The 7,683-nt window shown below is 62.0% G+C and carries 10 protein-coding genes; 3 read left to right on the top strand and 7 right to left on the bottom strand.

Annotated features, from left to right (window positions below):
- Positions 1-62 precede the first annotated feature (62 nt).
- The 4 genes from ccoP to ccoN are packed head-to-tail and all read right to left on the bottom strand — an operon-like array spanning position 63 to position 3,253.
- Complete coding sequence (gene ccoP, locus UW3_RS0122900; RefSeq protein WP_010225989.1) at positions 63-1,010, bottom strand: cytochrome-c oxidase, cbb3-type subunit III; 948 nt, start codon at positions 1,008-1,010, stop codon at positions 63-65.
- Complete coding sequence (locus tag UW3_RS0122895; RefSeq protein ID WP_010225988.1) at positions 1,007-1,204, bottom strand: cbb3-type cytochrome oxidase subunit 3; 198 nt, start codon at positions 1,202-1,204, stop codon at positions 1,007-1,009. Before UW3_RS0122895 ends, ccoP begins: the two co-directional genes overlap by 4 nt.
- Before the next feature lie 5 nt (positions 1,205-1,209).
- On the bottom strand, positions 1,210-1,818 hold the full coding sequence (gene ccoO, locus UW3_RS0122890) for a cytochrome-c oxidase, cbb3-type subunit II (protein WP_010225986.1): 609 nt from the start codon (positions 1,816-1,818) through the stop codon (positions 1,210-1,212).
- Between the two features lie 10 nt (positions 1,819-1,828).
- Positions 1,829-3,253, bottom strand: a complete 1,425-nt coding sequence (ccoN, locus tag UW3_RS0122885) for a cytochrome-c oxidase, cbb3-type subunit I (RefSeq protein ID WP_010225984.1) — start codon at positions 3,251-3,253, stop codon at positions 1,829-1,831.
- Positions 3,254-3,302: 49 nt separating this feature from the next.
- On the opposite strand from ccoN, the gene UW3_RS0122880 reads away from it, so the two are divergent.
- Entirely contained in the window at positions 3,303-3,992 is a 690-nt protein-coding gene (locus UW3_RS0122880) for an alpha/beta family hydrolase (RefSeq protein WP_010225982.1), read from the top strand.
- Positions 3,993-4,100: 108 nt separating this feature from the next.
- Here the strand turns inward: UW3_RS0122880 and ppnP are convergent, their stop codons facing one another.
- On the bottom strand, positions 4,101-4,385 hold the full coding sequence (ppnP, locus tag UW3_RS0122875) for a pyrimidine/purine nucleoside phosphorylase (protein ID WP_010225980.1): 285 nt from the start codon (positions 4,383-4,385) through the stop codon (positions 4,101-4,103).
- Positions 4,386-4,455: 70 nt separating this feature from the next.
- Positions 4,456-5,007, bottom strand: coding sequence for a 3'-5' exonuclease (locus tag UW3_RS0122870; RefSeq protein WP_010225978.1), 552 nt, complete (start codon positions 5,005-5,007; stop codon positions 4,456-4,458).
- 165 nt (positions 5,008-5,172) lie between these two features.
- Here UW3_RS0122870 and UW3_RS0122865 point away from each other — a divergent pair, with 165 nt between their 5' ends.
- Positions 5,173-5,976 carry a substrate-binding periplasmic protein gene (locus UW3_RS0122865; protein ID WP_026001475.1) on the top strand — a complete coding sequence of 268 codons (804 nt, stop codon included), beginning with the start codon at positions 5,173-5,175 and terminating at the stop codon, positions 5,974-5,976.
- A 61-nt stretch (positions 5,977-6,037) separates the two neighbouring features.
- Positions 6,038-7,051 (top strand): GNAT family N-acetyltransferase, encoded by a 1,014-nt coding sequence (locus tag UW3_RS0122860; RefSeq protein ID WP_010225974.1) that lies wholly within the window; start codon positions 6,038-6,040, stop codon positions 7,049-7,051.
- Between the two features lie 61 nt (positions 7,052-7,112).
- On the opposite strand, the gene UW3_RS0122855 is transcribed toward UW3_RS0122860, so the two are convergent.
- Positions 7,113-7,643, bottom strand: coding sequence for an RNA polymerase factor sigma-70 (locus UW3_RS0122855; protein WP_010225972.1), 531 nt, complete (start codon positions 7,641-7,643; stop codon positions 7,113-7,115).
- Positions 7,644-7,683 lie beyond the last annotated feature (40 nt).

Here is a 7,683-nt window from a genome sequence, read left to right as displayed (position 1 = left end):
GGGACCCGCCGCATCGGGTGCCGATGCGGCGGTTTGAGTCAAGGCTCAGTTACTCAATCGTTTTACTTGGCAGACAGGGTTTCGCCTTGTGCAGGTTCCTCCTGGGACAGGCTGTAGACATAGGCGGCCAGCAGGTGGACCTTGTCGTTGCCCTGGATCGCTTCCTGGGCAGGCATCTGGCCCTGGCGGCCATAACGGATGGTCTGCTGCAGTTGGGCGAAGCTCGAACCGTAGATGAACGCGGTCGGGTGGGTCAGGTCCGGTGCGCCCATGGCCGGGGTGCCCTTGCCTTGCGGGCCGTGGCAGGCTACGCAGTTGGTGGCGAACAGCTTCTCGCCGTTGGCAGGGTCGGCCTTGGCGTCTTGCGGCAGGCTGCGGCCATCGAGGTTGGTCAGCACGAACGCGGCCACGTCGGCAACGCCTTGCTCGCCAATGACTTCGGCCCAGGCCGGCATTACCCCGTGACGACCGCCCATGATCGAAGCCTTGATGGTTTCCGGCTCGCCGCCCCAGCGCCAGTCCTTGTCGGTGAGGTTAGGGAAGCCGTAGGCACCCTTGGCATCCGAGCCGTGGCACACCGCGCAGTTGGAGGCGAACAGACGGCCGCCCATTTTCAGCGCCTGCGGATCCTTGGCCACTTCTTCCACCGGCATGGCGGCGAATTTGGCGAAGATCGGTCCGAACTTGGCATCGGCCTTGTTCATTTCCTTTTGCCATTCGTTGGTCTGGGTCCAGCCGTCTTCATAGCCCGGCAGGATGCCTTTCCAGTTGCCCAGGCCCGGATAGAGGATCAGGTAGCCGACCGAAAACACCAGGGTGCCGACGAACAGCCAGAACCACCACTTGGGCAGCGGGTTGTCGTACTCCTCGATGCCGTCGAAGCTGTGGCCCATGGTCTGGTCGGTGGTGCCTTTGGTTTCACCCTTGCGGGTGCCCAGCAGCAGCCAGGTCAGGCCGATCAGGCTGCCGATGGTCAGTACGCTGATGTACGTACTCCAGAAGGTGGTCATTGCCCGTTACTCCTCGGTTCGGGTTCGTTGGCGGCAGGTGCCAGGCGGTCGTCGGCGAACGGCAGCAGGCTGGCTTCGGCGAATTCACGGTCACGCCGGCCGTTGAACACCCACAGCGACAGGCCGATGAAGGCGATGGCCACCAGCAGGGTGCCCAGGCCTCGCAATTGGCCGATATCCAGTGTGAAGTCCATGGCGCTTACCTCTTGTTCTTGATCGCGGTGCCGAGCACCTGCAGGTAGGCGACCAGCGCGTCCATTTCGGTCTTGCCCTTGAGCGACTCCACCGCGCCGCCGATGTCGGCATCGGTGTACGGCACGCCGAGGGTGCGCATGGTGCGCAGCTTGGTCTCGGTGTGGCTGCTGTCGACCGGGTTGGCGACCAGCCATGGGTAGGCCGGCATTTTCGACTCGGGCACGACGTTGCGCGGGTTGTACAGGTGCGCACGGTGCCAGTCATCGGAGTAGCGGCCGCCAACGCGGGCCAGGTCCGGGCCGGTACGCTTGGAGCCCCAGAGGAACGGATGGTCCCAGACGCTTTCACCGGCGACCGAGTAGTGGCCGTAGCGTTCGGTTTCGGCGCGGAACGGACGGATCATCTGCGAGTGGCACTGCACGCAGCCTTCACGGATGTAGACGTCGCGGCCTTCCAGTTGCAGCGCGGTGTAGGGCTTCATGCCTTCGACCGGCTTGTTGGTGACGTCCTGGAAGAACAGCGGGACGATCTGGGTCAAGCCGCCGATGCTGACGGCAAACACCATCAACAGCACCAGCAGGAAGACGTTCTTCTCGATTACTTCGTGTTTCATCAGGGTCTCCTCAGGCCAGCTGCGCGGCGGCAGGGGCAGTCGCGGCCACCGGGGCACGCACGGTGCGCCAGGTGTTGTACGCCATCAGCAGCATGCCGGTAAGGAAGATCGCCCCGCCGACGAAGCGCACGATGAAGCCTGGGTGGCTGGCCACCAGGGTTTCGACGAAGGAGTAGGTCAGCGTGCCGTCTTCGTTGACTGCGCGCCACATCAGGCCCTGGGCGATGCCGTTGACCCACATCGAGGCGATGTAGAGCACGGTGCCGATGGTTGCCAGCCAGAAGTGCGCGTTGATCAGGCCGAGGCTGTACATCTGCTCGCGGCCGAAGATTTTCGGGATCATGTGGTACAGGGCGCCGATCGAGATCATCGCCACCCAGCCCAACGCACCGGCGTGTACGTGGCCGATGGTCCAGTCGGTGTAGTGCGACAGGGCGTTGACGGTCTTGACCGCCATCATCGGGCCTTCGAAGGTCGACATGCCGTAGAACGCCAGGGAGACCACGAGGAAGCGCAGGATCGGGTCGCTGCGCAGCTTATGCCAGGCGCCCGAGAGGGTCATCATGCCGTTGATCATGCCGCCCCAGCTTGGCGCCAGGAGGACCAGCGACATGATCATGCCCAGCGATTGTGCCCAGTCGGGCAGGGCGGTGTAGTGCAGGTGGTGGGGACCTGCCCAGATGTACAGGGTGATCAGCGCCCAGAAGTGCACGATCGACAGGCGATAGGAATACACCGGACGTTCGGCCTGTTTTGGCACGAAGTAGTACATCATGCCCAGGAAGCCGGCAGTCAGGAAGAAGCCCACGGCGTTGTGACCGTACCACCACTGGACCATGGCGTCGGTGGCGCCACCGTACAGCGAGTAGGACTTGGTCAGGCTGACTGGCACTTCCAGGTTGTTGACGATGTGCAGGATCGCCACGGTGATGATGAACGCGCCGAAGAACCAGTTACCCACATAAATGTGCTTGGTGGTGCGCTTCATCAGGGTGCCGAAGAACACCACGGCATAGGCCACCCAGACAATGGTGATGAGAATGTCGATCGGCCATTCCAGTTCGGCGTATTCCTTGGAGCTGGTATAACCCAGCGGCAGGCTGATCGCAGCCAGCAGAATCACCAGTTGCCAGGCCCAGAAGGTGAAAGCTGCCAGGCGTGGCGAGAACAGGGTGGTCTGGCAGGTGCGCTGGACCGAATAGTAGGAAGCGGCGAACAGTGCGCAACCACCGAAGGCGAAGATCACCGCGTTGGTGTGCAGCGGTCGCAGGCGGCCGAAGCTGGTCCAGGGGAGGTCGAAGTTGAGCGAAGGCCAGACGAGTTGCGCGGCGAGAAAAACGCCGAGCCCCATCCCGACGATTCCCCACACCACCGTCATAATGGCGAATTGGCGGACCACCTTGTAGTTGTAGGCGGTACTGCTGGTTGTGTTCATGTATGGGTTCCCATCCACGGTTATAGGCAGACTAAACAGCGAGGCAAGCATGAGTAATGGGCAACTGGCCGGTATTGACGGGGATCAATGGGCGCGGCTGGTCGAAAGCCGCGGCTGGCGGTGGAATGCCCCGCAAAATCAGGGGGATGGCCAGCAATCGCGGTGCCTGATCCTGGCCCATGGCGCGGGGGCGCCGATGGACAGCGGGTTCATGCAGGAAATCGCGCAAAGGCTGGCGGAGCAAGGGCTGGGGGTGCTGCGCTTTGAGTTCCCCTACATGGCCCAGCGGCGCATCGATGGTGGCAAAAGGCCGCCAAATCCGCAGGCCCAATTGCTGGACTGCTGGCGTGAGGTGTATGCGCAGGTGCGACCATTGGTCACTGGGGCGTTGGCCATCGGCGGCAAGTCCATGGGCGGGCGCATGGCGAGTTTGCTGGCCGACGAGTTGGGCGCCGATGCGCTGGTGTGCCTGGGTTATCCGTTTTATGCCGCCGGCAAACCGGAGAAGCCGCGGGTGGCGCACCTGGCTGGGCTGAAGACACCGACCCTGATCGTTCAGGGCGAGCGCGATGCCCTGGGCAATCGGCAAACGGTGGAAGGCTATGAGCTGTCGTCAGCGATTGAGCTGTGCTGGCTGCAGGCGGGGGATCATGACTTGAAGCCGCTGAAGGCTTCCGGGTTCAGCCATGGCGAGCATCTGGCGACGGCGGCGGACAGGATTGTCGCGTTTCTGAAGTGAGGGGGCTGCTGCGCAGCCCATCGCTGGCAAGCCAGCTCCCACAAGGATTGCAGTGAACAACTTGTGGGAGCTGGCTTGCCAGCGATGGGGTCGGCGCCTGATTCAGGCTTAGCCGCGATACTCGCACAGGTAGGCAGTATCAACCGCTACCTTGAGTTGGAACTTGCTGTTGGCCGGGACATTGAACTGGCTACCGGCGCTGAAGGTTTCCCAGTTGTCGCTGTCGGGCAGTTTGACGGTCAGGGCACCCGACACCACGTGCATGATTTCGCGCTGGGCAGTGCCGAACTCGTATTCGCCCGGGGCCATCACGCCAACCGTGGCCGGACCTTCAGCGGTGCCGAAGGCGATCGACTTGACCGTGCCATCAAAGTACTCGTTGACTTTAAACATGGGCGACTCCTGAAAAGGGGCTAAAAAGGCAGGCCAGTATGCCCAAGGCCCGCAGCGTCGTCATCCGCTTTCAGGTGCCGTTGGCCGGCAGCGACAGGGGCAGCAGACGGGCCGTATTGCGGGCGTCTTCCAGGGCCCGGTGCTGGCGCCCACTGAATTGCAGGCCGGCGAGTTGCAACGCGCCATTGAGTCCCAGCGGCCGTTGCAACTGGCGGGCTTTGGCGAAGCGTTGCTTGAGGTTGATGTGCGGCAACTCGGCGAGCAAGCTGTGGACCTGGTATTGCTGCCATTCCTGCAACAGTTGTTTGCGGTCGTAGTCACCCCAGCTGACCCAACCCTCAAGGTGCCCGGCGTGATGCTCGAGCCAGCGCTCGAACTGCGCCCACACCTGGGCGAAGGTCGCCGCTGTATCGACATTGGCCTGGCTGATGTGCGTCAGTTCACGGCAGAACGGGGTCAGTTGCGGCCGTCGCCTGGGGCGCACGAAACGCTGAAAATGACCAACTTCGCGGCCCTTGCGGTCAACCAGCGCCGCACCGATTTCGATGATTTCCATATCTGTGACCGGCCAGCCACCATCGTCGGTGGTTGCTTCAAGGTCGATCACCAGCCAATGGCCCATAGTAGGCTCCCATGCAAGACTGCTAAGAGCGTAGCCAAACTCGGACCAACCGGGTATCCCCTGGCATTTTGCCTGCTGCGCTTGGCGTAACCGACAGTTGTGCAACGCCTTGAAAACGCCTAGCTTAGCTAGATTCCGGTTTAATCCCGCAAAGAGTGTGTTGCTTTGAGTCCAGCGCCCATGCCACAGACGGTGCCCTTGTTGTTAATGCTTGCCGCGATATGGCTGGCCCCCTCGGCTTGGGCGGCAGCAGAGATCGAGGTCAAAGTCGGGGCCGCACACTTCCCGCCCTACACCGTGCGCCCGGAGCAAGGCGCCGACACCGGCCTGCTGCCGCAACTGGTCGAGGCGCTGAACAACGTCCAGCAACGTTATCGTTTCGTCCTGGTGCCGACTTCGATTCAACGGCGCTTCGGTGACTTCCAGCAGGGGCGCACCGACATGGCGATCTTCGAGAACCCCGCGTGGGGCTGGCAGCAGATTCCCCATGAGAGTGTCGACATGGGCCTGGAAGACGCCGAGGTCTTCGTCGCTCATCGCCAGCCCGGCCGCGACCAGGCTTACTTCAGCGACCTCAAGGGCAAGCGCCTGGCACTGTACAGTGGCTATCACTACGCCTTTGCCGATTTCAACGCCGACCCCAAGTACCTGGCCGACACCTACAATGCGACCCTGACCTATTCCCATGACAGTAACCTGCTGATGGTCCAGCGCGGCCGCGCCGAGGTTGCCCTGGTCACCCGTTCCTATTTCAGTGACTTCCTGGTGCGCAATCCGCAAAGCGCCGAGCAGTTGCTGGCGTCCGATCGCGTTGACCAGGTCTACCATCATTACGCCCTGTTGCGGCCCGGCGCCCCCATCAGTGGCCCGGCATTTGCCGGTTTGTTGCAGTCCTTGCGGGCCAATGGCGAGTTGCTGAAAATCTTCCAGCCTTATCGCATCACTGTCAGCACACCCAAGGCTGACTAAATTTGTCTGTGTTGGCGACGTTCACCAGGGTGAGCCGATCATTCCCTTGTGAGCCAAGATCATGCCATTCGATTCCGCTTCGCCGACTTTGTCCTTGCCTCGCTGGCGTAGCCTCAGCGCCGATGAAGGCGATTGCCATCTGAGCCTGGTGCTGGAAGGCAGCCCGTTGGTGCGTGTGCGCCTGCAACGTGGCGAGACCTTGCAGGTTCAGCTTGAAGACTGTGCCCGCGACCGTGTGCAACAAGCCCTGTGGGCCGTTTGCTACTGGTTGTTCGCCCGTGACCCCGGTTGTCAGCGCCTGACCTGGCAGCTGGATCAGCCGCCACCGCAGGCGTTGAACAGTGGCCTGTTGGTCAGCACCGCGCGCCAGGGCCAGTACCTGTGTGAGCGCAGCTTGTTCTGGCAGTTGCCTCAACCCTGGCTCGGCCAGCCGTTCGCGGGCGTCTACCCGCAACAGATGCAGATCAGTGAAGGCAAGCGCCACCCCCGGCGCGCACCCAAGCCGCGCGGCGAGGTGTATCGACGCTTCGATGCGCGGCTGGGCGCGTGGGTGTCGTTACGCACCCTGGAAATCGACCAGGACCTGGAGCGGTTCAATCGCTGGCAGAACAACCCGCGGGTGCTCAACTTCTGGCAGGAGGGCGGCAGCCTCGAACAACACCGTGACTACCTCGGCAAGCTTGAGGCCGATCCGCACAGCCTGACCCTGATCGGTTGTTTCGATGATCAGCCCTTCGCCTACTTCGAGGCCTACTGGGCCAAGGAAGACCGTATCGCGCCGTTCTATGCGGTGGATGATTACGACCGCGGCATCCACATGCTGGTGGGGGAAGAGCAGCATCGCGGGCCGCACAAGGTTGCCAGTTGGCTGTCAGCGCTGGTGCACTACCTGTTCCTGGATGATCCGCGCACGCAGCGGGTGGTGGCCGAGCCGCGAGCGGACAACGGCAAGATGATCGGCTACATGCACGAGCAGTGTTTTCATTGCGAGAAGGAATTCGACTTTCCGCACAAGCGTGCGGCATTGATGATTCTGGGGCGGGAGCGGTTCTTCGAAGGTTGCAGGTTGCTCTGACCCTCAAGCGGCAAGCGGCATCACCACCCACTTGCCGCTTGAAGCTTGCAGCTTGTCGCGCTCAAGCCCTCTGGCTTGAGACTTTCCGACAATGCACCAGGGCATCGCGAATCATGAAGTTGACCAGGGTCGGCGAGACGCCGAGCTCCTTGGCGATGTCTTTCTGTGGCACGCCGTGCAGGCGGTACATTTCGAAGGCATAGCGGGTGCGTTGCGGCAGGTCGTTCAAGGCATCGGCGATGTGTTCAAGGGTGGCGAAGTTGATGTGCGTGGTTTCTGGCGAAGCCCCCTGGATCACCACGTTCAGGCCTTCCTCTTCGCTGCCGGAGTACTTCAGCTCCATGGCCTGCTTGCGATAGTGGTCGATGGCCAGGTTGCGCACGATCTGGAACAGGTAGCTAAGCTGGGCCTTGAACGAGGACGTGATCTGCGGCGCCGAGCCGAGCCGGAAGAACGCATCCTGAACCACGTCTTCGGCCCGCGAGCGGCAGCCGGTGATGCGTGCGGCAATCTTGACCAGGATACTGCGGTTGTCGACAAACGCCTGGAGTAACGGTGAATCGCACTTACTTGTGGATAGTTGTTCCGCCATGGAAATCACCTTATCTCTAAGAGGGAAGTGGAAGTCTCCA

The organism is Pseudomonas donghuensis (assembly GCF_000259195.1).
GTDB lineage: Bacteria > Pseudomonadota > Gammaproteobacteria > Pseudomonadales > Pseudomonadaceae > Aquipseudomonas > Aquipseudomonas donghuensis.
This window is presented reverse-complemented; position numbering and strand designations above follow the sequence as displayed.